At 68.5% G+C, this 25447-nt stretch carries 24 protein-coding genes; 13 read left to right on the top strand and 11 right to left on the bottom strand.

Annotated features, from left to right (window positions below):
* Window positions 1-18: 18 nt before the first annotated feature.
* From ACM9NP_RS02620 to ACM9NP_RS02635, 4 genes are all read left to right on the top strand, one after another.
* Window positions 19-903 (top strand): peptidoglycan-binding domain-containing protein, encoded by an 885-nt coding sequence (locus tag ACM9NP_RS02620; RefSeq protein ID WP_415644929.1) that lies wholly within the window; start codon window positions 19-21, stop codon window positions 901-903.
* Between the two features lie 191 nt (window positions 904-1094).
* Entirely contained in the window at window positions 1095-1496 is a 402-nt protein-coding gene (locus tag ACM9NP_RS02625) for a hypothetical protein (RefSeq protein WP_415644930.1), read from the top strand.
* Between the two features lie 92 nt (window positions 1497-1588).
* The gene (locus ACM9NP_RS02630) at window positions 1589-2308 is read left to right on the top strand and encodes a hypothetical protein (protein WP_415644931.1); all 720 of its coding nucleotides are present in this window, start codon (window positions 1589-1591) and stop codon (window positions 2306-2308) included.
* Between the two features lie 348 nt (window positions 2309-2656).
* The gene (locus tag ACM9NP_RS02635; protein ID WP_415644932.1) at window positions 2657-2947 is read left to right on the top strand and encodes a hypothetical protein; all 291 of its coding nucleotides are present in this window, start codon (window positions 2657-2659) and stop codon (window positions 2945-2947) included.
* On the opposite strand, the gene ACM9NP_RS02640 is transcribed toward ACM9NP_RS02635, so the two are convergent.
* The 5 genes from ACM9NP_RS02640 to ACM9NP_RS02660 form a co-directional block, all read right to left on the bottom strand.
* On the bottom strand, window positions 2928-4148 hold the full coding sequence (locus tag ACM9NP_RS02640) for an MFS transporter (protein WP_415644933.1): 1221 nt from the start codon (window positions 4146-4148) through the stop codon (window positions 2928-2930). The genes ACM9NP_RS02635 and ACM9NP_RS02640 overlap by 20 nt on opposite strands.
* 443 nt (window positions 4149-4591) lie before the next feature.
* On the bottom strand, window positions 4592-5563 hold the full coding sequence (locus tag ACM9NP_RS02645) for an ABC transporter permease family protein (protein WP_415645106.1): 972 nt from the start codon (window positions 5561-5563) through the stop codon (window positions 4592-4594).
* Window positions 5470-6546 (bottom strand): FtsX-like permease family protein, encoded by a 1077-nt coding sequence (locus ACM9NP_RS02650; protein WP_415644934.1) that lies wholly within the window; start codon window positions 6544-6546, stop codon window positions 5470-5472. Before ACM9NP_RS02650 ends, ACM9NP_RS02645 begins: the two co-directional genes overlap by 94 nt.
* Window positions 6547-6616: 70 nt before the next feature.
* Window positions 6617-7324, bottom strand: coding sequence for an ABC transporter ATP-binding protein (locus ACM9NP_RS02655; RefSeq protein WP_415644935.1), 708 nt, complete (start codon window positions 7322-7324; stop codon window positions 6617-6619).
* On the bottom strand, window positions 7321-7455 hold the full coding sequence (locus ACM9NP_RS02660) for a hypothetical protein (protein ID WP_415644936.1): 135 nt from the start codon (window positions 7453-7455) through the stop codon (window positions 7321-7323). Before ACM9NP_RS02660 ends, ACM9NP_RS02655 begins: the two co-directional genes overlap by 4 nt.
* Before the next feature lie 114 nt (window positions 7456-7569).
* Between ACM9NP_RS02660 and ACM9NP_RS02665 the strand changes: the two genes are divergently transcribed.
* Together ACM9NP_RS02665 and ACM9NP_RS02670 are read left to right on the top strand one after the other, a co-directional pair.
* On the top strand, window positions 7570-8760 hold the full coding sequence (locus tag ACM9NP_RS02665) for a sensor histidine kinase (RefSeq protein ID WP_415644937.1): 1191 nt from the start codon (window positions 7570-7572) through the stop codon (window positions 8758-8760).
* Window positions 8761-8804: 44 nt separating this feature from the next.
* A complete protein-coding gene (locus ACM9NP_RS02670; RefSeq protein ID WP_415645091.1) occupies window positions 8805-9410 on the top strand; it encodes a response regulator in 606 nt (201 codons plus the stop codon).
* 4 nt (window positions 9411-9414) lie between these two features.
* Here ACM9NP_RS02670 and ACM9NP_RS02675 read toward each other — a convergent pair whose 3' ends face one another.
* Entirely contained in the window at window positions 9415-9891 is a 477-nt protein-coding gene (locus ACM9NP_RS02675) for a hypothetical protein (RefSeq protein ID WP_415644938.1), read from the bottom strand.
* Between the two features lie 310 nt (window positions 9892-10201).
* Here ACM9NP_RS02675 and argS point away from each other — a divergent pair, with 310 nt between their 5' ends.
* The 7 genes from argS to ACM9NP_RS02710 all read left to right on the top strand — a co-directional run.
* Entirely contained in the window at window positions 10202-11854 is a 1653-nt protein-coding gene (gene argS / locus ACM9NP_RS02680) for an arginine--tRNA ligase (RefSeq protein ID WP_415644939.1), read from the top strand.
* Window positions 11854-13254 carry a diaminopimelate decarboxylase gene (gene lysA, locus ACM9NP_RS02685; RefSeq protein WP_415644940.1) on the top strand — a complete coding sequence of 467 codons (1401 nt, stop codon included), beginning with the start codon at window positions 11854-11856 and terminating at the stop codon, window positions 13252-13254. The genes argS and lysA overlap by 1 nt, the downstream gene beginning before the upstream one ends.
* Window positions 13251-14534, top strand: coding sequence for a homoserine dehydrogenase (locus ACM9NP_RS02690; RefSeq protein ID WP_415644941.1), 1284 nt, complete (start codon window positions 13251-13253; stop codon window positions 14532-14534). The genes lysA and ACM9NP_RS02690 overlap by 4 nt, the downstream gene beginning before the upstream one ends.
* 1 nt (window position 14535) lies before the next feature.
* Window positions 14536-15585, top strand: a complete 1050-nt coding sequence (gene thrC, locus ACM9NP_RS02695) for a threonine synthase (RefSeq protein WP_415644942.1) — start codon at window positions 14536-14538, stop codon at window positions 15583-15585.
* A 257-nt stretch (window positions 15586-15842) separates the two neighbouring features.
* Complete coding sequence (locus ACM9NP_RS02700) at window positions 15843-16187, top strand: iron chaperone (RefSeq protein ID WP_415644943.1); 345 nt, start codon at window positions 15843-15845, stop codon at window positions 16185-16187.
* Window positions 16184-16549 (top strand): CPCC family cysteine-rich protein, encoded by a 366-nt coding sequence (locus tag ACM9NP_RS02705; RefSeq protein ID WP_415645092.1) that lies wholly within the window; start codon window positions 16184-16186, stop codon window positions 16547-16549. Before ACM9NP_RS02700 ends, ACM9NP_RS02705 begins: the two co-directional genes overlap by 4 nt.
* Before the next feature lie 138 nt (window positions 16550-16687).
* A partial coding sequence (locus ACM9NP_RS02710) for an NUDIX domain-containing protein (RefSeq protein ID WP_415644944.1) occupies window positions 16688-17096 on the top strand: 409 nt, incomplete at its 3' end.
* A 408-nt stretch (window positions 17097-17504) separates the two neighbouring features.
* Here ACM9NP_RS02710 and ACM9NP_RS02715 read toward each other — a convergent pair.
* From ACM9NP_RS02715 to ACM9NP_RS02735, 5 genes are all read right to left on the bottom strand, one after another.
* A complete protein-coding gene (locus ACM9NP_RS02715) occupies window positions 17505-18314 on the bottom strand; it encodes a hypothetical protein (RefSeq protein WP_415644945.1) in 810 nt (269 codons plus the stop codon).
* Window positions 18315-18839: 525 nt separating this feature from the next.
* The gene (locus tag ACM9NP_RS02720) at window positions 18840-20627 is read right to left on the bottom strand and encodes an ABC transporter ATP-binding protein (protein WP_415644946.1); all 1788 of its coding nucleotides are present in this window, start codon (window positions 20625-20627) and stop codon (window positions 18840-18842) included.
* On the bottom strand, window positions 20624-22354 hold the full coding sequence (locus tag ACM9NP_RS02725; protein WP_415644947.1) for an ABC transporter ATP-binding protein: 1731 nt from the start codon (window positions 22352-22354) through the stop codon (window positions 20624-20626). The genes ACM9NP_RS02720 and ACM9NP_RS02725 overlap by 4 nt, the downstream gene beginning before the upstream one ends.
* Before the next feature lie 962 nt (window positions 22355-23316).
* Window positions 23317-23703, bottom strand: a complete 387-nt coding sequence (locus tag ACM9NP_RS02730) for a roadblock/LC7 domain-containing protein (protein WP_415645093.1) — start codon at window positions 23701-23703, stop codon at window positions 23317-23319.
* Between the two features lie 48 nt (window positions 23704-23751).
* Window positions 23752-25389 (bottom strand): hypothetical protein, encoded by a 1638-nt coding sequence (locus ACM9NP_RS02735; RefSeq protein ID WP_415644948.1) that lies wholly within the window; start codon window positions 25387-25389, stop codon window positions 23752-23754.
* Window positions 25390-25447: the final 58 nt, after the last annotated feature.

Genomic DNA, 25447 nt, shown 5'->3' on the forward strand with positions numbered 1-25447 from the left:
CCAGAAAGGACCGGCACAATGACCGAGCAACCCGCCACCCCGCGTAAGACTCGGAGCCGACGGTGGCTCCTGACCCGTGGAAGTCTCATCGCGGCGACGGTCGCGGTTCCCAGCGCTTGGGCCGCGCACAGCGCCACCGCCGACGAAGTGCAGGCGCTCGCCACCGTCGACATGGAGATGGTGCTGGTGGCCGCTCAAGTCGATCCGCGTAAGTCGGGCACCGGCATCACACCCGGCGCGGGCCCCAGCGTGAAGCTGGTCGAGCAGGCACTCCAGGCCAAGGGGCTGCTCAACTCCGCGCAGGTCGACGGCCACTTCGGAACGTCGACGATCTCGGCGTACTCGGCATTGCAGCGCAGCCTCGGCTACTCGGGGCTGGACGCGAACGGCATGCCGGGTAAGACCTCACTCACGAACCTCGGTAGTGGACGGTACACCGTGTCTCGTCCGATCAGCCCCGGTTCCCGCACCGACTCCTACAGCGGAAAACGCACGAACACGCGGACCGTTCGGATGCTCGCCGCGGCCGATGCTCGACTGTCGACGAGCATCCGGTTGACTCAGGGCTCGTACACGTCGAGCAACCCCGGCTCCGCGGGCACCCACGACGGCGGCGGCGTCGTCGACATCAGCGTCAGCGGCCTGTCCACGACGCAGCGGTGGCAGATGGTGCGCGAACTGCGCCGCGTCGGTTTCGCCGCGTGGCTTCGCACGCCGGCGCAGGGCTTCGACTACCACATCCACGCGGTCGCAGTGGCCGACCCGGATCTGGCGAGCGCGGCTCAGCCGCAGGTCCACGACTACTACTTCGGCAAGAACGGCCTCGCCAGCCACGCCGCCGACAACACCCCGGAGGCGTACCGCCTGCCGTTCACGTGGTGGGAGAAGTACAACCGCGGTTAACCGCTCTGGCGTGTGCGGACTCCCCTCCGTCGTGGTTGTCTTCAGATGGATGCGCTTCGGGCGGCGAGGCGCCGGCGCCGGGAAACGAGGCTCCCACACACGCTTCAGCCCACGACTGTTCGTCCTTTTTGTGCGATTGTGACCGTGTCGGTGCGGCAAGATGGAAGGCCAGTCGTGGAAAGGGAGCAACCGTGGTCGAAGTCGTTCTGGACGTCAACGGTGATGATGACGCGCGCGACGAACTGTTCGCGTGGGTTCAACGGATTCCCTTGGTCGCCGAACTGAACCTTCGTCGCGACGGCGACACGATCGAGGCGACCCTGAACACCCCGGCCCAGTTGGGAACCCTGGCGATGGCCGTGGCGACCTTCCTGCGGATGAAGCCGTCGAGCCGACGACCCGCGGTGACGATCCAGGCTCCCAACGGGGAGTACCTGGACGTGCAGGCGACCCCCGACCCGAACGCCGTCCGGCGTGTCTTCATCGCCATGGACAAGGCGATCGCCCCGATCATCCCGGCCGTTCTGGAACCCGAGGTCGTGGACGCCGAGATCATCGAGGACCCCGTGCCTCCCACCACCCGTCGGCCATGACGCCGGTCGGCGGGCACTCGCCATGACCGTGTTCGACGTCATCTGAACATCCGTGGTCAGCGCGAACGATTGTGGCCGTTTAAGGTTGGCGGATGTCTCGCGATGATGAGTTCTTTGCCAAAGGCATCGCCGCACTGCGCGGCGGGGACATCCAGGCCGACCTGCCACTCGTCGACGGCGGGCCACGATGGGGCGTCAGCGCCGTCATGCGGCCGGGACGCGAGGCGATCACCGCCCTGTCCGACGTCGGAGCGGAGGCCGCCGCGCTCGCCGGCGCGGGACATTGGCTGCACGGCGAGCCGTCCATGCACGTGACCTTGCGTGGTTTCGAACCCCACAGCGTCCGAGACTTCAGCGGCGACGAGCACATCGCCCGGTACATCGCCGCGATCGACGCCGCTGCCGCCGCGTCCACCCCCATCACCGTGACCTTCCGCGGAGTCGCGCCGCATCGAGGCGGGGTCTTGGCTCTCATCGACCATTCCGGCGATACTCCCGAAGCGATTCACGGGAACCTCGTCGCCGCCGTCGAAGAGGCGGGCCACCCGGACTACGAGACCGACTTCCATCGCGACATCTGGTATGCGAGTCTGCTGCATTTCGCGGGGACCGTGATCGCCCCCGAGGCGCTCGCCGTCTGGGGCGAATACCACCGGGATCGACTCATCACGTCGAGTCGGCTCGACGTGATCGAGCTGGTGCGCTGGCGATACACGGGCAAGGGAGTCAGTGCCGAGACTGTGCACTCCGCGCCGATCGGTGGGCTCGACGGCGCCGTCGAGGACCTGAGCGAGACCGCGCGCCTGAACTGATGGCCAGTCGCCCCGGTACGAGTGACCTTCTCGGTCGGCAAGTCCGCAGACGGCGATGTGCCGTCATTCGCGGTGCGTCGGCTGCTCCACTCCACGCTGGCGGGACGCCGTCCAGTCTCGACGTATTCGGCGGCGATCCGTTTCGAATCCGTCATGCTGACACGGACGAGTTTCATTCTGTCAGGCGATGGTGGGAAGTATTGCGGCGCAGGAGATCCATATTCGTCCTCATTGTTCTCATCCGTCGCCGTTTCGAAAGCGCCTGGCTCGCGCCGCGAAGCACGGCTGGGTTTCCGGCGATGCCTTGACACCGCGCTCGCTTCGGGGACGGGACGGATCAACGCGGATATGACGGAGAACGCCGTCTTCGACGACGAGACGTTGAGCGTCCACCCTTCGGCTTCGGGCCGGGGCATCGTGGACGGCTCGGTGAGCGCTCCCCGGAACCCCGGCGACTACCTGCCCTCGATGTCGGCGTGGCTCGGCGGGCTCACCCGCGCGCGACGACTCCTGGCAGACGCGGAATGGACCGTCACCCTCGACGACCTCGTCGTCGAGTGGAGCGAAGACACCGGCTACTTCCTTCCCGGCATGGACGATCCCGTGCTGCGGGCCGAGCTCAGCCGGTTCGACTTTTGAGCCTGGGTGATGCCGATCGTCGTGGGATCCACTTGCCGAGCATCACCGCGCCCGCCGCTCCGACCGCCGCCGTCGCGAAGACAGCGGGAGCGAGCGCGAACATCGTCGCGATGCCAGAGATCAACAACGGACCGCCCGCGTTGCCGAGGTCGGCGCAGAGCCTCCAGCCGCCGAGGAACTGGGAACGGCCGACGGGAGGAGACGCGTCGGATCCGAGCGTCATGACGATTCCCGAACCCATCCCGTTGCCGAGACCGAGCAGCAGGGCGACCGCCAGGAGTGACCACAGGCCGGTCGTGAACGGCAGCAGCACGAGGGCGATGGCCATGACCGTCATGCACGGGACGGCGACGAACGCGCGCCCGAACCGGTCCATCGCCTTCCCCGCCGGATAGAACAGCAGCATGTCGACGGCACCGGACAGGCCGAAAACGATCGCCGTCGTCGTCGCGTCGAGACCGATATGTGCCGCCCACAACGGAATGACCACCTGCCGGGACGCGCGGACGGCGCCGACGGCGAGAACGCCGAGCCCGAGCGTGCGAAAGGTCGGCACATGCCGCCGCAGGACCGTCCACGTCGATTCGGCGTTCCCGCCTCCCGCTGGGGAGGTCGGGTTGATCGAGGCAGGGTCCTTCAAAAAGGCCACCAGCGCCGATGCCGCGAGCGCCGACACGATGTGGACCCAGTACGCGCCGTCGGTGTCCCACAGTCGCATCGCGGCGGCTCCGACGAAGGGCCCGATGAACATGCCGATGCGATGTGTCCCACCCAGTGTGGACATCGCGCGGGCGCGCAGGTGGTACGGCACGACCTCGGTGAGGTAGGTGTGTCGGGCGATGCCCCAGACGGCCCCCGCCAGCCCCGTCACGAAGATCGCGATGCCGAGCACCCACACCGTCTCCGCCAGCACGCAGACGAGGAGTGCGACGCACATGAGGATGCCGGAGGCGATCATGGCGGGGCGTTCCCCGAAACGGTTCGCGAGCGCCCCGGCGGGTAGATCGCCGATGAGCTGGCCGATGCCGACGAGCGCGACGACGAGACTCGCGACGCCGATCGACGCGCCCATGTCGAGCGCCGACAACGCGACGATCGGCGCGATCGCGCCCTGGCCGATTCCGAATAGGATCGCCGGCACGAAGATCGTGGGTGTGACGGAACGCAGACTGGTGATGGTTGTCGTTCCGCTGTCAGACATCGAATGACATCTTGCCGGAACCGGCGCCCGCCGTCGATGTTCTGTGCGCGTTTTCACGGTAAATCGCCAGGCAGTGGCCGGATACGCGCTCACCGTCGTGGACTCGGACGTCGTACTTCTCGTGATTCCGATGTGGCCCTGAGCCTCGCGTGGTTCGAAGCGCCGGGGTCGCTCGGCGGCTGCGTCGGGAATCCGTCCACTGGTGAGGATCGATGCTCGGCGCGCCAGCTGGAGGCGCGCCGAGCATTGCCCTTGGTCGTTCCCTTTCCGGCGGTTCGGTTCCGATACCTTGTGACGGGACGACCGTGGGACGGTGCCCACCGCGCGGGTGCCAGCGGCGCCTCACGGCGTTGCCGGTGCACCGGTACTCGGTGGCACCTCCGACCCCGCGCCGCCTCCACCTGAGACCCGCTTGGTACGGAGGCGGACCCGACGCACGCGCCCTAGTCGGGGCGGGGGCTGGCGTTGAGCATCACCGATCTCAGGAGCGGGCGGCTGATCGCGCTCGCCGCGATCACTCCGACGACGCCGAGGCCGATGGTGGCGAGCAGGGTGGTGACGCCGACGGCGTTGAACTCGGAGGCGATCGGCAGACCGAGGATGACACCGGTCCCGATTGAACCGCCGCCCATGATCGCGAGCGGCCACATCGTCTCGGCGAGTCGGGCCCGGTTGAGCACGCCCATGGGGGTGCCCGACAGGTGCAGCAGCGCATAGGTGCGACGCCGGTCGAGAACCGATGAGGCTCCGGAGATCGCGGCGGAGACCATCGCGATGACGATCGAAACGGACATCACGACCGTCACTCCGACGCGGATGTCGGTGAACAGGAGGGCCTCGGACGTTCGACCGTCGCTCGTGGCGAACGGCGGCGATGCGGGCGACCAGCCGGCGAGCAGAGTGCGCACCTCGTCGACGAGCGCCGCGTCCGGCTCGACATCGACGTGAATGAAGGTGAGTTCGCCTTCGCCGGATTCGTGGTCGGGGGGAAGGAGAGTGGCGTTCGTCGGGAGGCTCTCGGCGATCTCGGAGCGGGCGTCGTCGCTGGTCTCCGCCGGTACCCCGACGCTGACCGTGACGACCTCGCTTTCGGCACCCGACATGGTCGGCGCGAGCATCGCGATGAAACCCGCGACGAAACCCGTCATCGAGACACCGGCGACCGTTCTCCACGCCGAACGTGGATCGTCGAGGAGACGACGCCCCGCCAACAAGGTCGAGGCCCGACGCGACGTGGAGGACAGGATCACCCCGATGAGGCGGACCACCCACGGCCCGGCGTAGTTGATCGCGACGAAGGTCGCCCCCAGCATCACCAGGATCATGATGGTGCCGAAGGTGTCACTGCTCGATACCGTTCGAGTGAGGACGATGAACGCCGCCCCGAACACGACGACCCCCGCGAGCCGGAACACTCGCAGCGCCGGAGGCGTCTGCCGCGCGGTGACCCCGGGCGACTGACGACGACGCGACGCAGACCGATCACGGCCGACACCCCGACCAGCAGCGGCACCGCGACGAGACTCCCGGCAATCCACAGTGGTGGAGGTATGAGATCGCCGACGAACCAGCTCGCGCCGTCGATCGGGATCTGCGCCAGGAGCGGCGTCGCCGCGAGGTAGAGGAGGGTGCCGCCGATCGCGCCGACGAACGCGGCGATGACCGCCTCCACCGCCGTCATGCGCACGACCTGGCCGGGGGTCGCGCCGATAAGGCGGAGCGTGGCGAGGCGTTCGTCCCGCCGGGCGACCGTCAACCGGGCCGACGCCCCGCCGAACACGAGCAACGGGACGACCATGAGGACCGTCGCGATGCCCATCAGCGCGCGATAGAGACCGTACGGATCCGCCGTTCGACCGGAGTCGAAATCGGCGATGAAGGTCGAGCCGGGGCCGAAACGCTGCGCCGTCATCGCGGGTGAGTCGGCTTTGTTGCCGACGACGACCACGAGCTCGTCCGCGTGGGCGAGCGCTTCGTCGCCGAGGACGCCCGTGATGTCACCGAAGCGATCGGCGAGCCGGTCGTTCGGCAGGTTGCCGATGAGGTCGCGCAGAGCGGGCGACACCCAGACCTCCCCGGGCGCGGGAAAACGATCCAGCCCCGGAGGAACCGGGGCGACCTCGCCCGGGATCGCGGCCAAATCGATCCGTGAATACGGAAGATCGTCCACATAGTCGATCGCGTAGGCCTCGATCGCGGTGGCGTCGCTCTCGGGGACCGAGTCCGCCTGCCTCCAGGTCGTGCGATCCGCGCGGTCGGCGAACGCGTAGTTGCCGGAGACCGCGAACAACAGCAGGGCCGTCGCGAGTACGACGGCGGCGATGGTCAACGTCTGCGCCAGCAGCGCTCGCCACCCGCCCGCGCGGACCAGTCGCCACGCCAGTTTCAGGCTCGTCATGAGCTCGCTCCTCTCGACCTGAGAGAGGGCCGTCTCCGGGACGACGTGTGCCGGACGAACACTCGAACGTTCACCACTCGCCCGCCTTCACCGGCATCGACGCGGTCGCCGTCCCCGTGGCGATCAAGCCGTCGACGACCTCGATCGTGCGGTCGCAGTGCGCCGCGACCGCCGGGTCGTGGGTGACGACCACAAGGGAGGTTCGTTGGCCCTTCGTCGCCGATACGAGCGTGCGCATCGTCTCGTCACCGGTGGCGCGGTCTAGCGCGCCGGTCGGTTCGTCCGCGAAGACGACGACGGGACCGCCCACGAGCGCGCGCGCCAGCGCGACGCGCTGCGCCTGCCCGCCCGAGAGCTCACCGGGACGGCGGCGTTGGAGCCCGTCCAAACCGAGGGACGGGAACCACGTGTCGGCGGCGGCCAGCGCCTTCGCCTTCGGCATTCCGTCGAGCATGCGCGGCAACGCGACGTTCTCGATCGCGGGCAGTTCGGGGAGGAGTTGGCCGAACTGGAACAGGAACCCGAAGCGGGTGCGCCGAAGTCGGGAGCGCTGCGCCTGCGACATGGTGTCGATGCGCTCGCCGAGGAGCGTCACCTCGCCCGCGTCCGGGGCGAGGATGCCCGCCAGACAGTGCAACAGCGTCGACTTGCCGGAGCCGCTCGGGCCCATGACCGCGACCGTCTCGCCGCGTTGGATGGTGACGTCGATTCCGGCGAGGGCCACGGTCGAACCGAAGCTCTTGCGCAGGCCCCGACCTGTCAGGACGATCTCGGTCACGACCGGTCCCCTTTCGGGTGGTCGCGGTCTTCGTTGAGGTGCCACAGGGGGATGAGGACGCCGCCGGCGATGACGAACGCCGCGCCGATGACGACCCCGATGAGGGTGATGGTCGTGGTGACGAATTCCATGTGTCCCACGATCACGCGCCTGGTCGTCGTCGCGCATCGGTCGGTGGACGGGTTGTCGTCGACGGCTCTCGGTCAGATGGCCGAGGCACCCGGCTCCGGCGCTACCGTGGGCGGGTGATCTCCAGTGACCGCATCCACCGGGTGGGTGGATTCATCATCCGCGCGAGCATGGCCGCCGTGCTCGCGGGTCTGGTGCTGCTCATGGGGCTGGGGGCCGATCCGGGCGAGATGGTGGTCCTGCTGCCCGGGCTGGCCGCGATCGCGATCGTGTTCTTCGGTGAGACGCTGCTGCCGCGCTGGGGCCTGGTCGTCGCGGGCGCCTCGTTGCTGGTCACTCTCGCGGCGGCCCTCGTACCGGACCGTTCCCACCTCGTCGTCTCCCTTCCGGAGGCGGGCGCGGTCCTCATCCTGCTGGCGTGGTCGGTACGCCGGTGGAGCGCGCCGCAGGGGCGGGCGACCGTCGCGCTGCTGGTCCTCGCGCTCGTGCTGATCCCCGCTCGCGGCCCCGCCGTCGATCGCCCGCAGGTCCTGTTCGCCGAGTTCATGCTGCTCGTCGGAGTGACGGTCGCCGTCGCAATCGGATCCTATTTGTACAGTTCTGACGCGAAGCGGACGCGCATCCTCTCCGACGTTCGACGTATCGAGCGTCTCGACATCGCCCGCGACCTGCACGATTTCGTCGCACACCATGTGACGGGCACGGTGGTGATGGCACAGGCCGCTCGGTACATCGCCGACGGCGACACGGCCGCGTTCCGCGGAACGCTCGCCGACATCGAGCGCTCCGGTATCGAGGCGCTCGCGTCGATGCGCCGTCTCGTCGCCGTCCTGAGGGAGGACGACGGGGGTGCTGGGGTCCGCCCGGTGGGGGATCTGGATCGACTCGAGGCGCTCGTCCGCGACTTCGACATGAAGGATGACAATGCATCGCTATATATCGATCCCGAGGTAATCGGGGCTCCGCCGCCGCCGGAGGTGGCCGCGACGGTCTTCCGCGTCGTCGTCGAGGCGCTCACCAACGTCCGCAAGCACGCGTCCGGGGCGACGGGGGTCGCGGTCACCGTCGCCCGCCACGGTGGCGGTGTGGAGGTGGCCGTCAGGGACAACGGTGGCGGCACCCGTGGTCGGCTGTCGGCGACGGGTGGCGGTTTCGGGTTGATGGGCCTCACGGAACGCGTCGCGGCCCTGGGTGGCTCGTTCGAGGCCGGCCCGCGCCCCGAAGGCGGTTGGCAGGTCGTCGCCTGGTTGCCAGAGAGCGTCACCGCCGCCCCCGCCCCAAGAGTCCAGAAAGGACAACACTGGTGACCGTGTCCGACCCGATCCGCGTCGTCATCGCGGACGATCAGCAGATGGTGCGCACAGGCTTTCGGATGATCCTCGACGCCCAACCCGACATCACCGTCGTCGGGGAGGCCGCCGACGGTGTCGAGGCGGTGGATCTCGTCCACGCGACCTCGCCCGACGTGTGCCTGTTCGACATCCGGATGCCGCGCAGAGACGGCCTGGAGGCGACCCGGATGCTCGCCGGCCCCGACGTCGCGAATCCCGCCCGCATCGTCATCGTCACGACCTTCGACATGGACGAATACGTCTACGGGGCGCTGCGGTCCGGCGCCACCGGCTTCCTTCTGAAGGACGCCGGGCCGATCCTGCTCATCGAGGCCGTCCGCGCCGCGGCGGCGGGCGACAGCCTGGTGTCGCCGTCGGTCACGGTCCGACTGCTCCGCGAGTTGGCTGTGCCGCGCCGTTCCCCGCGAGCGGTGCCGTTGACGGAACGCGAGCTCGACGTCGTGGAACGGGTCGCCCGCGGGCGTACCAACAACGAGATCGCCGCCGAGTTGTTCGTCTCCCTGTCCACCGTCAAGTCGCATATGGAGTCAGTGCACGCCAAACTCGGCGCCCGCAACCGTGTCGAGGTTGCGGCGTGGGCGTGGGAGAACCGAATCGTCGGGTGACGCGTCAGTACCGTGCCGCTCCAGCCCATCCGAGGGCGCAGATCAGCACGAACACGACGACGATGATCCCGACGACGATGCCGACGGTCGCCCACACCCGTCCCGCGGACATGAACGACGTGTCGCTCTGCGGTGGGCGCGGCGCCTGGTACGCCGGGGGCATCATCGGTTGCTGCGTCGGCGACGTCGGATGCTGCCAACCGGGCGACATCGGCTGCCCCGACATCGGTTGCCCCGTAACGGGTTGCGCCGACACCGGGTAGTTCGGCGGCGGGGGCGGGTACGAACCCGGTTGGGTCGGAGACATGCCGTGCGGGGTCTGGTGCGACGGCCAGCTCGTGTCCTGCGGGGCGGGCTGGTAGCCCGGGCCGTCGAAGGAGTACTGCTCGCCGACCGAGTTCCCCGAATCCTGGTCGGGTTTTTTGTCCGATTTATCCGGTTGTTGCGAGCCGAACGGGCTGTATGGGTCGTAGTTCGTCATCGCGGGCTTGGAACTCCTCACACATCAACCGTCTAGGCCCGAGCGTGGCGACGTCGCGAGAAGGTAAGGCTCCGTGAGACTCGCGGCGCGCACGCGCGGGGAAGAAACGGACTTCCGGTTTCGGTGGTCACCTGTCACGATCCTGATCGAGGGGGCCACGACAGCCGGATCGTATTCCGGGACAACCATTCGCGGTAAGGATATGTCGTCCGCGCCAATCCTCGCCAACGCGCCGTCGCCGATGGGCGCGCTCGAGGCACCACGCGATATTGGAATGATGCCCACATGGTGGGCCTATACGATGTCCAGCGTGACTCCCGAGACTCTCGCCGAGAAGGTATTGACGGCCGCGCGGGCCGCGTTTGACGACGCCGGACTGGACCCCCAGTCCCTCACCTCCGGGGTGAATCTGGAGCGTCCGCGCAACCCCGAACACGGCGACTACGCCACCGCCGTCGCGTTGCAGACGGCCAAGAAGGTCGGTCGACCGCCGCGCGAGATCGCGACGTTGATATCCGAGCGCCTGCGCGAGGTCACGGGCATCGCCGCCGTCGACATCGCGGGCCCGGGCTTCCTGAACATTCGCCTCGACGCCTCGGCGACCGGCACGATCGCTCGCGACATCATCACCGCCGGTGACGCGTACGGCGAGAACGAGACCATGTCCGGTCAGTCCCTCAACCTGGAGTTCGTCTCCGCGAATCCGGTGGGGCCCATCCACATCGGGGCCGTTCGTTGGGCCGCCGTCGGCGACGCGCTCGGGCGGGTGCTGCGGGCGTCCGGGGCGAAGGTCGCGACCGAGTACTACTTCAACGACGCCGGTGTGCAGATTGACCGTTTCGCCGAGTCGCTGTTCGCCGCCGCGCAGGGGGAGCCGACTCCCGAGGACGGCTACGCCGGTGAGTACATTCAGGACATCGCGAAGCGCATCGTCGGGGAGCGGTTCGACGTGCTGCACTCGACCGACCCGATCGCCGTCTTCCGAGAGGAGGGCGTCGCCCTGATGTTCGCGGACATCAAGCGCTCTCTCGACGAGTTCGGTGTCCACTTCGATGTGTTCTTCAACGAGAAGGACCTGCATGATCGCGGCGAGCTCGACGCCGCGTTGAAGCGGCTCCACGAGGAGGGCCACACCTTCGAGGCGGACGGTGCGGTCTGGTTGCGCACGACCGATTTCGGCGACGACAGGGACCGCGTGTTGCGTCGTTCCGACGGCCGGTGGACGTACTTCGCCGCCGATTGCGCGTACTACCTCGACAAGCGCAAGCGCGGGTTCGAGCGTTGCGTCATCATGTTGGGCGCCGACCATCACGGCTACATCGGACGGATGAAGGCGATGGCGGCGTGTTTCGGGGACGACCCGGACGCCAATCTGGAGATCCTCATCGGGCAGATGGTCAACCTCGTCCGTGCCGGCGAGGCGATGCGGATGAGCAAGCGCGCCGGCACGATCCTGACGCTGGACGAGCTCGTCAAGGCGATCGGAGCCGACGCCGGACGGTATGCGCTGGCCCGGTACTCGAGTGATTCGAACATCGACCTGGACCTCGACCTTTGGACGAAGGCCAGCAGCGAGAACCCTGTCTACTATGTCCAGTACGCGCACGCGCGCATCTCGTCGCTGCTGCGCAACGCCGCCGAGCTCGGCCACGCGCGTGGCGACGACTACGACCCGGCCCTCCTGTCGCATGATCGGGAGAAGGACGTCCTGAAGCAGCTCGCCGAGTTCCCCGCGGTCGTCGCGACGGCGGCGGAACTGCGCGAACCGCACCGTGTCGCCCGGTACGCCGAGGAGCTCGCGGGCGCGTACCACCGGTTCTACGACGCGTGCCGCGTTCTGCCGCAGGGCGACGACCCGTTCACCGCGACGTCGGCCGCTCGACTGTGGCTGGTCGAGGCGACGCGAGTCGTCCTCGCCAACGCCCTCCGGCTCGTCGGTGTCTCCGCTCCGGAGCGTATGTGATGCGGTCACACGAAGCGGGGGCGCTGCACGGCGATTTCGGGCACGGTCCGTCCTGGCTGAGGCCGCCGACGGATGTCAACGACCTGCTGCCCCAGCTGTGGGCCAGCACGGTGGAACGGGACGCAGGCGGTGTCGTGAACGTCGGCGGGATCAGCGTCGTCGATCTGGCCGCGGAGTTCGGAACGCCGATCTACGTCGTCGACGAGACGGACTTCCGGGAGCGGTTGGCGGCGTTCAAGTCGGCGTTCTTCGACCGGTTCGGTCAGGGCAGCGTCTACTACGCGGGCAAGGCCTTCCTGTGTAAGGCGGTCGCGCGCTGGGTCGACGAGTCCGGCGTCAATCTCGACGTGTGCACGGGCGGCGAGCTCGCCGTCGCGTTGGCGGTCGGCATGCCCGGCGAGCGCCTCGCCTTCCACGGCAACAACAAGTCCGAAGTGGAGTTGGCGGCTGCGTTGGACGCCGGGGTCGGGCGGATCGTCCTCGACTCCTTCGACGAGATCGGTCGGTTGACGGTGTTGGCGCGCCAGCACGGCGTCCGACCGAAGGTGCTGATCCGTACGAAGGTCGGCGTCGAGGCGCACACCCACGAGTACATCGCGACGGCCCACGAGGACCAGAAGTTCGGTCTCTCGTTGGCGGAGGCGTCGATGGCGGCCGACCAGATCATCGCGGAGGGCGTTCTCGACCTGGCGGGGCTGCACTCCCACATCGGATCGCAGATCTTCGACACGACGGCGTTCGAGGTCGCGGCGAAGCGCGTTCTCGGTCTGCACCACCGTATCGCCGCGACGAACAGCGTGACGCTGCCCGAGCTGGGTCTCGGCGGCGGCTTCGGCATGGCTTACACCACTCAGGACGATCCGCAGTCGCCCGAGCGCCTCGCCGACGGGCTCGCCAAGATCGTCGAGCACGAGTGCGCCGCGTACGGCATCGACGTGCCGCACATCAGTGTCGAACCGGGCCGGGCGATCTGCGGCCCGACGACGTTCACGCTGTACACGGCGGGCACGATCAAACCGGTCGAACTCGACGCCGGTCAGCTTCGCTGCTACGTCAGCGTCGACGGCGGTATGAGCGACAACATGCGGACCGCCCTGTACAACGCGTCATACTCCGCGACTCTCGCGTCGCGGGTGTCGGACGCCGCGCCCGTGTTGGCGCGTATTGTCGGTAAACATTGCGAGTCCGGTGACATCGTGGTCAGGGACGAGTTTCTCCCGGGGGACGTGGCACCCGGCGACCTGCTGGCGGTGCCCGGCACGGGCGCGTACTGCCGCAGCATGGCCAGCAACTACAACCATGTGCCCCGACCCGCCGTCATCGCCGTCGCCGACGGCGCCGCGCGGGTCATCGTCCGAGGAGAGACAGTGGACGATCTGCTGCGACTGGATGTGGGATGACAATGAAACTGGCCTTGATCGGTTGCGGCACCGTCGGTTCCGAGGTGGTTCGGCTCCTGCACCGGCAGGAGACGGACCTGACGTCCCGCATCGGGGAACCGATCGAGATCGCCGGGATCGCTGTTCGCCGTGGGGGACGGGATCGAGGCGACCTGCCGGTCGATCCGTCACTGTTCACGACGGACGCCCTGGGCCTCGTCAACCGCGATGACGTGGACATCGTCGTCGAGGTCGTGGGCGGCATCGAGCCCGCCCGCGAGTGGATCACGACCGCGTTGCGAGCGGGCAAGGCCGTCATCACCGCGAACAAGGCCCTGCTGGCGGAGGACGGTTCCGCCTTGGCGCAGGCGGCCGTCGACGGTGGCGCCGACCTGTACTACGAGGCGGCCGTCGCCGGGGCCATTCCGTTGCTGCGCCCCTTGCGCGAATCCCTGCACGGGGACACGATTCACCGCGTCATCTCCATCGTGAACGGAACGACCAACTACATCCTGTCCCGCATGACGGAGACGGGCGCCGGCTTCGCCGAGGCTCTGGAGGAGGCGAGCGCCCTCGGGTACGCCGAGGCCGATCCGACCGCCGACGTCGAGGGCTTCGACGCCGCCGCGAAGGCGGCGATCCTCGCGTCGCTGGCGTTCCACACGCGCGTCACCGTCACCGACGTCTACCGCGAGGGCATCACCGAGGTCAGTGCCGCGGACATCGCCTCGGCAGCCGAGATGGGCTGCGTCGTCAAACCACTGTGCATCGCCAGCCGTGACGGCGACGTCGTCAGCGCCCGCGTCCACCCGGCGATGATTCCGCGTGAACATCCGCTGGCGAGCGTCAACGGCGCGTACAACGCGGTTTTCGTGGAGGCGGAGGCGGCGGGTCGGCTCATGTTCTACGGCGCGGGCGCGGGGGGCGCGCCGACCGCGTCGGCCGTTCTCGGCGATCTCGTCGCGGTGGCGAGGAACCGGCGCGCGGGGGCGACCCCGATGCCGCCGACGGTGTACGCCGACCTCGCGATCCGGCCGATGGGGGACGTGCTGACCCGCTACCACGTCAGCCTCGACGTCGACGACGAGCCGGGCGTCCTCGCCGAGGTCGCGTCGGTGTTCGCCGCGCACGGCGTCAGCATGCGAACCGTGCGGCAGTCGGGGCGCGGTCACGAGGCCGTGCTCGTCGCCGTCACGCACACGGCGACGGACGCTCAACTGTCCACTACGGTCGATCAACTGTCCAAGCTGGATTCCGTACGTCGGGTCGCGAGCGTCATGCGCGTCGAAGGAGAGGTGTGACATGGCCTGGCGCGGACTCATCACCGAATTCGCCGACCGTCTCCCGGTCACGCCCGAAACGCCCGTCATCACCTTGCGGGAAGGCGGCACGCCCCTACTGCCCGCGCCGGAACTGTCCGAACGCACCGGTTGCACCGTCCACCTGAAGGTCGAGGGGGCCAATCCGACGGGATCCTTCAAGGACCGGGGCATGACCGTCGCCGTGTCGAAGGCCGTCGAGAGCGGCGCCAAGGCCGTCATCTGTGCCTCGACCGGCAACACCTCGGCCTCGGCCGCCGCCTACGCCGCGCGCGCCGGGATCACCTGCGCGGTACTCGTTCCGCGAGGAAAGATCGCGCTCGGCAAGCTCGCGCAGGCCCTCGTGCACGGCGCGAAGCTGCTACAGGTCGACGGAAACTTCGACGACTGCCTCGCGTTGGCGTCGAAACTCGCGCTCGACTACCCCGTGTCGCTCGTCAACTCGGTCAACCCGGACCGCCTGCAGGGGCAGAAGACCGCCGCGTTCGAGATCGTCGAGGCGCTCGGCGACGCCCCCGACGTCCACTGTCTACCTGTGGGCAACGCGGGGAACATCACGGCCTACTGGATGGGCTACATGGAGGACGCCGAGGCGGGCAACGCCACGCGTCGTCCCCGCATGTTCGGGGTGCAGGCGTCCGGGTCGGCTCCGATCGTGGACGGGCGGGTCGTCGAGCACCCGCAGACCATCGCGACCGCGATCCGCATCGGCAACCCCGCGAGCTGGACGAAGGCCCTCGACGCGCGCGACTCCTCGGGCGGCGACATCTTCGCCGTCACCGATCGCGACATCCACGCCGCGTATCTTCTGTTGGCGCGGAGCGAGGGCGTGTTCGTGGAGCTCGCGTCCGCCGCGAGCGTCGCCGGCCTCCTCCAGGCTGTCGACAGTGGAGCGATCGAGCGCGGTTCGACGGTCGTGTGCACCGTGACCGGGCACGGCCTCAAGGACCCGGACTGGGCCGTGTCGACGGCGCCGTCGCCGCAGACGATCCCCGTCGACGCGATGGCGGCCGCCCAGGCGCTCGGTTTGTGACAACCCGGATCGCCCCGGTGAGTCGCGGGGCGGCCCATGAATCGAGTGATGGCCGTCGAGCCGGCCGGGCCGTCGTCCGTCCCGCCGGCCCGAGCGCGGACGCCAGGGGCATGGCCGGGTCCTCGTCTCGCATTTCCGTGAGACGACGGCGCGACCATTCGCTGCGCGTTCCTCGGGTTGCCCGAGATTGTCGGTCCGGCCCGGTACGGTCGCTGATGGTCGGCGAGGGGCGCCGACGGTGGTGGAAGGCGGCCGAGATGGTGAGGAAACCGGAGAACGTCGACGAGTACGTCGAGCGGTTCGGCGCGACCGCGCAGCGGGTGCTGGTCCGAGTCCGCGAGATCATCGCCGAGGCGGCGCCGGAGGGGGAGGAGTCGATCTCCTACGGCATGCCGACAGTGACAGTGGACGGACAACGGCTGCTGCACTACGCGGCGTGGAAGCACCATGTCGCCCTCTACGGCGTTCCGACCCTGCCTGACGCCATCGAGTCGCGACTGCGTCCCTACCGCGGAGACAAGGGCACCATCTCGTTCCCCTTGGCCGAGCCGATACCGTTCGACCTGATCGCCGACGTCGTCCGCCAATTGCTCGCACGCTGACCGCTACGCGTGCCCGACGATCCCACAGCCCCGAGAACCGACGGCCCGCCTGCTCCTGCCGCGGCCACCTCGATCCGGAGAGCGATGGCCCGGGTGGACACCGGATCTGCTCGTACTGTTTCGGGGAGGAAGATCCGATTCAGCCGCGCCGGCCCGATTGGAGCGGCGGCGCGAACCGTTCGTCACTGATCGAGGCGCAGCGCCGGTACGCCGCGTCGGAGCCGTCGATGAGCGGTTCCCGAAGAACGTCGAGGAACCGACGTGGAAACACCTCACACGACGCGTTGTTCCGGTCAATCGGCCCGTGCGTCGACTCCTTCGAACCGAGTGGCTCGCGACCGCGCCGTAGCCGACCGAGATGACCACTTTGTACTATTCGCTCGGAGCTTCCGGCGCGGACACCCGAGCACGATTCGTTGACCGGAACGCCTACCGCCGAACAGGTTCCGACGCGCCACGGTGGATCACCCGAGAAGCGATTTCTCCTCTACAGTCGAGGAATGAACGCGTATCTCCCCCCAGCAGAGTGGTTCGCGACGTTGCCGACCGTCTTCGTGTCGACGGGCGCGCTGATCACGGCGGAGGACGGCAGCGTCCTGCTCGTCAAGGCGAGCTATCAATCGCACTGGGGTTTCCCCGGTGGGGTCATCGATCCCGGCGAGGCACCCCACGAAACGGTGGCTCGGGAAGTCACCGAGGAGGTCGGGCTCACGGTCGAGGTCGGCGCGCCTCTCGTTCTCGACTGGAACCCCACCGAGGGAGAACGCCCGAAACCCTTGGCGTACTTCGTCTTCGACTGCGGCACGATCCCGGCTCGGACACCGCTGGTGCTTCAGGAGTCCGAGATCGAGACCGCGGCCTTCGTTCCGGTCGTCGAAGCCATTACCCGGATGGACGGCTACGGCCGACNGCGGTACCGACCCTCGGCGGGGCCGGACCCGTTGGCGCGCCCCGACGACGGGAATCACCCGTGAAGGAATCCACCTCATCGCCGTGGAACGGGCTCGTCGGCGTGATCCTCGGCGTGCTGGTCCTGTCGTTCGGCTTCAGCAGCGTCACCGACACCTACGAGTTCGACGGACGCGAGGTCAAGGGCAGCGACTACTGCTACGACCTGTCCTCCGAAAGCGACTCCGACTCGAACCGCTGCGAGGATGTCGCCGAACTGAAGGAGACCAACGTGGGCAGCCGAATCTGCGTCGGTCTCGCCGGGGGCGGCTTCATTCTCGGGGGTCTCTACGTCATGCTGGCCCCGGGCCGCCCCACCAGACCCGACGGCCACCCGACGGACTGACGATCACGCCCGCGACCGCCGCCTCAACGGATGCGATGGGTCGCGCCCCAGGCCAGAATGGTCGCGGTCAGGCCGGAGAGCTCGCCGTCAGCGAGATGCTTCCACATGCGAGTGAAGGTCGGTTCGTCGTCGGGCCACGACATGCGTGGCGCCGCCTTCCGTGCCCAGGTCTGAATGGCGAGGTCCGTGTACGGGTAGTACCCGAAGTCGCCGTGGATGTCGGTGACCGCTACGTGTGCCGACCACGCCCCGAGGCCGTCCACGCGACGAAGCTCGTCCACCAGCGCTCCCGGCGACAGCCGCCGCCACCGCGCCGAGTTGTCGAGATACGCGCGCGCGGCCGTGCCCAGCAGCTCGGATCGGAAACCGAGCCCGACATCGGCGAAACCGCGCTCGGGGAGCGCCGCCACCGTCTCGGCGTCGGGGAACAGGGCGTACTCCGTCCCGTCGGGAAGGGTGAGACGGCGTCCGTGCGCGGCCGCGAACGCCTCGCACAACTGGCGGACCTGCGCCGCGCGGGGGACCTGCCGGATGATGGCGACGCCGATCGCGTTCCACCAGCCGGGGTTGCGGAAACGCCGTACCGTCCCGAGCCCGGCGAGCGCGGTCGCGAGGTCGCGGGCGCTCGTCCACAGGCTTTCGGGCGGGCGATAGGTGGGCGGGTCGCAGTCGATGGGGAGGTCGGTGTCGAGGTTGACGGCGGTGATCGTGTCCCCCACGACGTCGACCAGATAGTGGCAGGTGCCGTCGGCGAACACGCGTCGATAGCCGCCACCGCCGTATCGCCACTGAGGACACTCGGTCATCACGGTGCCATGAAATTCTCGGCTCATTGCGCTTTCCTGTGGGCCGCTTAACGAGTGGGGCCATCGATAAGCTATGTCTCTTATGGACTTACAGAGGTGATGCTGGTGCTTCGTGTTGGGTCACGATCGATCTGGGCTTGCGGGTGTCGTTCTTGTCGCAGGATACGGCCATGGGCACCCTCTGCGGGGCAAAACCACGCCGAATCGTTGAGGGACCTGACGTTGAACGGTCATGCGGTCCGGCAAGGTGTCCTGGATGCGCTGGGGCGATGGAAAAGCGTGAATAGGTGACGGTCCCGGAAAGCTCGAGACCTCGTCGTGCGCGGGCGTGGAGGCACGATAATCCATGATGGATGGTAATGGTGTCGCTAAGGCGTGGGGGCGATCCCGTTCCGGGCCGACCTCGACAGCTCCGCTTGGTTGGGCAAATGTCGGAAACAGGCGTGTTTTCGCAATTTGCCCAACCAAGCGGAACTTTTGCCCAACCAAGCGGAACTTTTGCCCAACCAAGCGGAGTCGACACGTGGGGGTCAGGACGGACCAACCGCTGGTTCAGTCCTTGACGCCCGTCCAGCTGCGCCACAGGTCCCGGTATGGACCCGCGGCCGCGAGCAGTTCGGCGTGGCTGCCCTCCTCGACGACCTGTCCCTGATCGACGACGATGACGCGGTCGGCCTGCTCCGCCTGCGTCAATCGGTGCGCCACCACGAGCGTCGTCCGGCCCTCGGTCGCGGCGAGCGCGGCCTGTTCCAGCCGTCGGGCCCCGGCGCTTCCGGCTTCCGCCGTCGCCTCGTCCAGGATCACCACGGGGGGATCGGCGAGGACGACCCGCGCGAGCGCGAGCTGTTGCGCCTGAGCGGCGGTGAGTCGGTGGGCGTTCTCGCCGACGCGAGTCTCCAGTCCGTCGGGCAGGGTCGCGGTCCACTCGTCGGCCGAGACGACCGCGAGAGCCGCGCGCAGGTCGTCGTCCGTCGCGTCCGGTCTCGCGAGCCGAAGGTCCTCGGCGAGGGTTCCGTTGAAGACGTGGACTTCCTGACTGATGAGCGCGATCGAGGAACGGACCTCGCGGTCGGGAAGCGCGGAGAGCTCGGCGCCCCCGAGTCGGACCGTTCCCGCCGTCGGCAGGACGACGCCCGCCGCGATCGCCGCGATCGTCGTCTTTCCCGCGCCGGACGTGCCGACGAGGGCCACCTTCTCGCCGGGGGCGATTCGGATGTTGACGTCGCGGACGACGGTGGGCCCGTCGTAATGGTGCGAGACCCCGGTCAAGGCGAGTCCCGCGTCGAGAACCTGCGGCGGTTCGGTGGGTTCCACCGCCGACGGCATCAGGGTGACCCCGGCGAGACGGGCGAGGCTCGCGCCTGCGGACTGGATCTCGTCGAAGTTCGACACGAGCGCGCCGATCGGGTTGAACAACCGGTGGAAGTACAGTGCCGCGGCCGTCGTCGCGCCGACCGTCACCAGGTTCGCGTCGACGAGGAAGAATCCGACGACGAGCACGGTGACCAGACCGACGCACTCGGCCCGGTTGTTCCGAGACGCGAAACGCGTGAAGAGCCGGAACACGCCGAGGGACAGGTTCATCGCGTCCTCGGAGCGGCGCCCGATCACGCCGACATGAGACTCGGTGAGTCCGTACGCCGTGACCGTCGCGGACCCGCGCAGCGAACCGACGAGCGCCTCGGACCGTTCGCCCATCGCGACGCGTTCCTTCGCGTAGAACGGCCCGGAGCGGGGGAGATACCAGCGCAGCGAGAGGTAGTAGGCGGGCACCGCGATGAGGCCGGCCAGTCCGAGTCGCCAGTCCAACGCGAACAGTCCGACACCGGTCAGCAGCACGGTCAGCAGCGAGTTGATCAACTGTGGACCGGTCGCGATGATCGCCTCGGACACGACGGACACGTCATCGCCGACTCGTGACAGCAGGTCTCCGCTGCGGATGCGCTCGGCCGTCGCGGTCGGCAGGTGCATCGTCTTGTGGACGACGCGTTCGCGCAGGTTCGCGAGGATGGTGTTGCCGAGGCGGGCGACGAGCACGGTGCCGACGCCGGTCAGCGCGGCGGCGGCTAGCGCGGCCGCGACGAGGATGATGACGACGTTCGTCAACGACGCGACGTCCTGGCCGTCGTTGACCGCGTCGACGAGGACGCCGAGCATCCATGGGGCGACGAGCGCCGTCGCGGCTGCGGCCGTCGCCGTCAACACGGTCAGGACGACCGAGAGACGGGACGACGCGAACTCGCCGCGCAAGACCGCCCAGGTCTGCGCGGGATCGGCGATCGGCAGCAGCTCACCGGTTGGGACCGACGGCGCCTCGGTCGCGGTATCGGGACGTGTCATCGCAGGACCGCCGTTCGGTAGGACTCAACACGGTCAATAAGATCACTGTGGACACCATCGGCGACGATCCTGCCGCCGTCGATGACGACGACCCGGTGCGCCTTCCCGAGCAGCGCCGGCGACGAGGTGATCGCCACCGTCGCCAGGCCGGCATCGTCGTCGAGACCGCGCATCGCGATCAGGCCCTCCGCAAGGCGTTCCTCGGTGGCGGCGTCGATCGCGGTCGTCGCGTCGTGCAGCACGAGGACCCGTGGAGCGGCGACGAGCGCCCTCGCGACACCGATTCGTTGCCGCTGCCCGCCGGACAGGCTCGCGCCTCGGTCCGTCAAGCGTCGTTCCAGCCCATCCGGGTGCGCGGCGACGACGTCCGTCGCGGCGGCCGCGCTGACGGCTCGGTCTATCGCGTCGACGGGAGCGTCGGCGGGCAGCCGAGCGGCGAGGTTGTCGGCGAGGGTGCCTTCGAACAGGTCCGCCTGATGTGGTTCGAGGTGGACGAACTCGCGCAACGTCGCCAAGTCGATGTCGGCGATCGGCACACCGCCGACGCGAATCTCTCCAGTGTGGTCGTTCGGCGCGGCCCGGCGCCCGAGCAGTGCGAGGAGGGCGTCCGCGTCTCCCGGGTCATGGCACACGATGCCGAGCACTTCGTCCCGCCCGACGCTCAGGTTCAGCTTCGACAGGCCCCGGTACGAGACCTCCTCCAGCTCGATCACGGTCGGCGCGTCCGGCGACGGCGCGGCGGTGCCGTGATCCTCGACCAGCGGCGCCGTGTTCAGCATCTCGACGACGCGGCGGGCCGAACCCCGGGCGATCGCCGCGATCTGACCGCAGTAGCCGAGCGTCTGCATCGGTTCGGCGATGAACTGGGCCAATCCGACGATCGTGACGAGCTCGCCGACGCTGATGCGGTCCGTCAACGCGAACCAGCCGGCGAAACTCGCGATACCGGCCAGGAAAAGTCCACTGAGGGCGGTGGTAACGCCTTGGAACACGCCCGCCGAGTTCGCGGCCGAGAGTGATCGATTCAGCGCGGCCCTGCTCGCGGTGCGATACCGGACGGCGCCGTTGTCGGTCGCTCCGATCCCGCGCAGGGTTCGCAGCCCCGTCACCAGATCCGTCGCGACTCCGGTCGCGCTCGCGGTCGCCTCCTGGGCGTCGGCGCTGCGGCGCGACAGCCACGGCGCGAGCGCCTGTAGCGCGCCGAGCAGCAATGGCACTCCGATGAGGACGGATAGACCGAGCGTCAGGTTGATGCGTAGCAGCGCCGTCGCGGAGACGACGAGGGCCACGGTCGCCGCGATTCCCATCGACACCGCCCGCACGATCAGTGCCGTCTTCTCCGCGTCCGAGGTGGCGAGTGACAGGGTCTCCCCGGTGTTGTTGCCACTGGTGATTCCGCGCGGATCGAGTGCGCGACTCGCGACGAGCATTCGCACGCGGTGGATCTCGTGCTGCATCGCCGTGACACCGAAGCGTGATCCGAAGCGCCAGGCCAACGCGAGGACGGTGAACAGCGCGACGATGCCGCCGACGCACCACGCGAGCGCGATCGGATCGCCGGTGTCGACGGCGACGTCGATCGTGACACCGATGGCGATGGGAACCGCCGCCTCGCACGCCTGGTGCAGGGACAGCAGTAGCCAGCCGATCGCCAGCCTTACTCGGTTCCGCCACACGATGTCGCGCATCAGCGCGCCGGGCGTGCTGGGGTGATGGGGTGTCGGCACGGTCTTCCTCGGGGGCAGTAAACCGCCGACGGCGGGTGCCGCCGGCGGTGAATACGGACCACTCTCGGCGAGGTCCTCGCGCCACGTGGCGGACGCGGCTGTTCGCCGATCATGAAGTCGTCTTCGTGCTGCGGCCAAGCGAACAACCCGACGTCTCTTAGGTAAGCCTAACTTAAGCCGATGGGGCTGTCGACGGTGGCCACGCGGGCTTGTCATGAAGAGTTCGCACGATGCCTCGCCACCGGGCGAGCGTCCACTTCTGCTCCGCTGCCCGCCCAGCATAGGTGGACCGTCGCAGAGTGGCACCCCGATATGACGCCCACGTGTCCGGGCGCCCGATAGCGCTCCACGGCGAATCGGGCCACTCGCCACCCGCGTCCGCAGTTTCCTTGCGCCCGAACGTTTGTCCAACGGCCTGCTCATTTCCAAGGCGCCGAGAGGGCAGCACCGAGAGGACCGATCGTGAGAGTCGCTGTGCCGACCGATGGGATCCGCATCGTCACAAGGCGGCCTTGGGCCGCCGATGGAGGCCGGTGCCCCGGTCGCCCGGCTTGACGGGCTCGGCCCTCGGGCACGGTTGAAACGCACATTCGCACATTCGCCCTGCCAAATCGAAAACACCCCGGTCGGCCGTGTGGTCCTCAACCGGGCTCGTCCGCTCTGAATACCGGGCGCGTGCCTTCCATTGAACGTCAATGGTTCCCGGCGAGGACCGAGTGGCCCGTGACTTTCGGCCTGGTGGGCGGCGTACGCGACCACGCTATTCCGGTGACGGCACGGAGCCCCACCACGCCGCAGAGACGACCACGCGCGGACCGCGAGCCACTGAAAACCATCGAGCTCCACCGCCCGACTCCACTGCCCATCGAGAGACGCATGGTCCCAGAACCTCAGGTACCCAAGGATCTCAAGAAATCGAGGAGGGTGCCGGCACAAACCGACACCCTCCTCGAAGTCGAGTTCTAACGGACGATCGGGAACTGGCCCGTGTTGGCCAGCGCCTCGTCCAACAGCGGGCGCACCTGGGAGGTGAAGTGCCCGATCTCGTAGCCGAGCTGCTCACGTCCACACTGCGAGACCGCCAGCAGCGACAGGCAGATCTGTGGCCCGACCGGCGCCGCCAGGAGCAGACCCTCGGCCATCTCGACGATGATCTGGTTGGCCACCCCCGTCTGCATGACCTGACCGGCACCATCGCCGATGGACAACAGGCCCGCTCCGATACTGGCCAGCTGTAGCGCTCGCTCGCGCGGGAGCCCCGCCGACATCGCCAGTGGCATGCCGTCGACACTCACCAGCGCCGCGTGCGACAGGCCTGGGGTGCGCGCCACCAGGGACGCCAACAGCATGCTCAATGAACGTTCGTAAACGCCCAGATCTGTCACGTGTCACCCCACCTACTCTCCACCGACGCCGGCACCGACCGTTTCCCTGCGGGCTCTGCTCCAGCCCTTGAAGTAACCCGAGGTGTGCGAGGCGAGAGTCTGCGCGTCCCGGTTGATCGGGGCGGGCGTCGTGTCCGACAGAATCGCGGAGCCCGGAACGAGGTTCGCCTGGGGAACCCGGCGCGGCAAGCCGACACCGGTCATGTCCTCGGGCGGGTTCTTGCTGGTCGCGACGCTTGCGGCGGCACGCCAACCCTCGTCGGCGGGCGACGTCCAATCGTCCTCCGTCTCGTCGATCGCCGTCGGGCCCTTGAACCAGGCCGATCGGGCCTGGCTGAAGATCAGCAGGTCCTCGTCGGTGTCGATCCCCTCGGGAAGCCCCGGGGCGTCCAGCGCGTCACCGGCGGTCAGGTTCGGCAGCGGCAGATCGGGCTGCTGGTGTGCCGGAGTGAAGAACTCGTTCTCCATGAAGGCCGGCGGTTCCGGCATGAGCGGGAACCCTCGTGACGGGGTGCGCGGGTTCACCGGCTCCTCGACGCGCGGAGGCAGCGGAGCGGTCACCGGTTCCGCGTGAGCGGCCCGGGATGGCTTGTCCCGCATCGGTAGTCCGTGCGACGGCGACAGGTGCGACGTGTCCTCGCGGGGAATGCCGCGCGGCGGTGAGAGACGTGCCGTGTCCTCGCGGGGAATGCCATGCGGCGGTGAGAGACGCGACGTGTCCTCGCGGGGAATGCCGCGCGGCGGCGACAGACGTGCCGTGTCCTCGCGCTGCTGCGGTACCTGTCGGGTGGAACCGGCCATCGCCGCGGCGAGTGACGGGTTGGCCCGTCGGCGCGGCTCTTCCTCGACCGGGGCGCTCTGCTGCTGCGGTGGCGCCGCCTTCGGGCGCGGTGCCGGCTTGCGGCGCGGGTTCAGGTGCTCGTTGACCGCGTCGGCGAGGGCGTCGTTGGCTCTGTCGCACGCGAGGACGGCGTCGGCGGCGGCGCTGATCGCGTCGGCCAAAGCCAGGTCCGGTGCCGGGTGGTGCTCGGCAGAGGCGGTCATGAGGCTGTCCACGAGCTCGCCGTGTTCCTCGGTGTCGGCGTAACCGCGCAGCCGTTTGGCCACCTCGGTCGCGGTGACGTCCCCCGCCGTGTCCGCTGGGTCCGGCAGGACGCGCAGGAGCTCCAAAGCGGTGCTGCAGGTCGGATCCGGCCAGGCCATGAGTGTGGCCGGGTGGCATTGGCGCAGCAGCTCGATCATTCCCTGTTGGGAACCGTGTCGACTGAGCGCCATCGCGTGCATCGACGACACGAGGCGCGCGATCGACGCCGGGTATCCGCTCTCGGCCGGCTCGCACACGAGCTGACCGAAGGCGATCTGTCGTCCAATGCGGACAGCCGCGTCGAAACCGTGCTCACCCTCCACATCGGAGGCTGTTCCGGTCGCTTGACCTCCGGCTGCCGCGAGCCGCAGCAGCGCCTCCGTCGTGCCGTCATCGGCGACCGACACACACGCCACATCCACGTGCCGTACCCACATCCGGCACAGATCCACATAGCCATGTGGATCGTCGCTGACCTCGGCGGTGGCGATAACCCCACCGCGCTCATTGACGAGTGCCGCGGCTACGCCGTCTTCAACACTCGTCAAACCGCAAAACACCCGCACTGCGTCCAAGCTCCTTCCAGGCCGCCACGTCGACGTTACCCGCCGCGTGTGACAACCG

It is taken from the genome of Stackebrandtia soli, assembly GCF_965137155.1.
Lineage (GTDB): Bacteria > Actinomycetota > Actinomycetes > Mycobacteriales > Micromonosporaceae > Stackebrandtia > Stackebrandtia soli.

What these genes read in the sequence shown, in the direction of transcription:
- ACM9NP_RS02620 (WP_415644929.1), top strand. Translation starts at nt 19, where the DNA reads ATGACCGAGCAACCCGCCACCCCGCGTAAGACTCGGAGCCGACGGTGG.
- ACM9NP_RS02630 (WP_415644931.1), top strand. Translation starts at nt 1,589, where the DNA reads ATGTCTCGCGATGATGAGTTCTTTGCCAAAGGCATCGCCGCACTGCGC.
- ACM9NP_RS02635 (WP_415644932.1), top strand. Translation starts at nt 2,657, where the DNA reads ATGACGGAGAACGCCGTCTTCGACGACGAGACGTTGAGCGTCCACCCT.
- ACM9NP_RS02640 (WP_415644933.1), bottom strand. Translation starts at nt 4,148, where the DNA reads ATGTCTGACAGCGGAACGACAACCATCACCAGTCTGCGTTCCGTCACA.
- ACM9NP_RS02650 (WP_415644934.1), bottom strand. Translation starts at nt 6,546, where the DNA reads ATGACGAGCCTGAAACTGGCGTGGCGACTGGTCCGCGCGGGCGGGTGG.
- ACM9NP_RS02660 (WP_415644936.1), bottom strand. Translation starts at nt 7,455, where the DNA reads ATGGAATTCGTCACCACGACCATCACCCTCATCGGGGTCGTCATCGGC.
- ACM9NP_RS02670 (WP_415645091.1), top strand. Translation starts at nt 8,805, where the DNA reads ATGGTGCGCACAGGCTTTCGGATGATCCTCGACGCCCAACCCGACATC.
- ACM9NP_RS02675 (WP_415644938.1), bottom strand. Translation starts at nt 9,891, where the DNA reads ATGACGAACTACGACCCATACAGCCCGTTCGGCTCGCAACAACCGGAT.
- lysA (WP_415644940.1), top strand. Translation starts at nt 11,854, where the DNA reads ATGCGGTCACACGAAGCGGGGGCGCTGCACGGCGATTTCGGGCACGGT.
- ACM9NP_RS02690 (WP_415644941.1), top strand. Translation starts at nt 13,251, where the DNA reads ATGACAATGAAACTGGCCTTGATCGGTTGCGGCACCGTCGGTTCCGAG.
- thrC (WP_415644942.1), top strand. Translation starts at nt 14,536, where the DNA reads ATGGCCTGGCGCGGACTCATCACCGAATTCGCCGACCGTCTCCCGGTC.
- ACM9NP_RS02700 (WP_415644943.1), top strand. Translation starts at nt 15,843, where the DNA reads ATGGTGAGGAAACCGGAGAACGTCGACGAGTACGTCGAGCGGTTCGGC.
- ACM9NP_RS02715 (WP_415644945.1), bottom strand. Translation starts at nt 18,314, where the DNA reads ATGAGCCGAGAATTTCATGGCACCGTGATGACCGAGTGTCCTCAGTGG.
- ACM9NP_RS02720 (WP_415644946.1), bottom strand. Translation starts at nt 20,627, where the DNA reads ATGACACGTCCCGATACCGCGACCGAGGCGCCGTCGGTCCCAACCGGT.
- ACM9NP_RS02730 (WP_415645093.1), bottom strand. Translation starts at nt 23,703, where the DNA reads ATGCTGTTGGCGTCCCTGGTGGCGCGCACCCCAGGCCTGTCGCACGCG.